The following is a 977-nucleotide window of genomic DNA, read 5'->3' on the forward strand; positions in this document are numbered from 1 at the left end:
GTTTTAAGCGAGCACCATGGATCTTCGCCTGCCAAAACCCGTACCCGACCAAAAGCTGCGCCGCGCCGAGGCGCTTGATGCGCTGGATTCGGTGCTGCCCTTCGATCGGCGTGATTTCCTGGCCGAATTGCTCACCGACGACGACGTCGCCACGTTGCGTCATCTCGCAAAAGAAGGCATCGGCGATAATTCGCTGCGGGCGCTCGCTTCCGACCTTGGCTACCTCGAGGCCTGGTGTCTGGCCGCCACCGGTTTTGCGCTGCCCTGGCCGGCGCCGGAGGCGCTGCTGATCAAATTCGTCGCCCATCATCTGTGGGATCCCGTAAGACGGGAAGCCGACCCGGCGCATGGGATGCCGGAAGACGTGGCTGTAGCGTTGAAGTTGGCGAAGCTGCTGCGTGTCGACGGCCCGCACGCCCCCGCCACCGTGCGTCGGCGGCTGTCGAGCTGGTCGACGCTGACCAAATGGCGTGGGTTGCACGGAAATTTTGCGGCCCCGGGCCTGCACAGCGCCATCAAGCTGGCCGTGCGCGCCAGCGCCCGCCCGCGCGGCCGCAAGAGCAAGAAAGCCGTGACCGCCGACATTTTGACCGCGCTCCTAAAAGCCTGCGGCGGCGACCGTCTCGTCGAGGTCAGGGATCGCGCGATCCTCATCACCGCCTTCGCCTCCGGCGGCCGGCGTCGCAGCGAAATTTCGGCGCTGCGCGTCGAGCAGATCGTCGAAGAAGAGCCGGTACCCACCGATCCCAAGGCTCCGCACGGCGAAAAACTGCCGTGCCTGTCGATCCGGCTCGGCCGGACCAAGACGACACAAGCCGACAGCGAGGCCTTCGTGTTGCTGATCGGCCGTCCGGTGCGGGTCCTGCGGGAGTGGCTGGAGCGTGCGAACATCAGCGAAGGCGCCGTGTTCCGCGGCATCGACCGTTGGGGCAATCTCGAAAAACGCGCCCTGACGCCGCAGGCGGTGAACCTGATCC

General features: G+C 66.0%; 1 protein-coding gene. It reads left to right on the forward strand.

What is annotated here, in order from left to right:
- Positions 1–16 precede the first annotated feature (16 nt).
- The coding region (locus EOA33_RS36855; RefSeq protein ID WP_127407808.1) for an integrase at positions 17–977 on the forward strand (961 nt) is incomplete at its 3' end.

Source organism: Mesorhizobium sp. M4A.F.Ca.ET.050.02.1.1 (assembly GCF_003997725.1).
Taxonomy (GTDB): Bacteria; Pseudomonadota; Alphaproteobacteria; order Rhizobiales; family Rhizobiaceae; genus Mesorhizobium.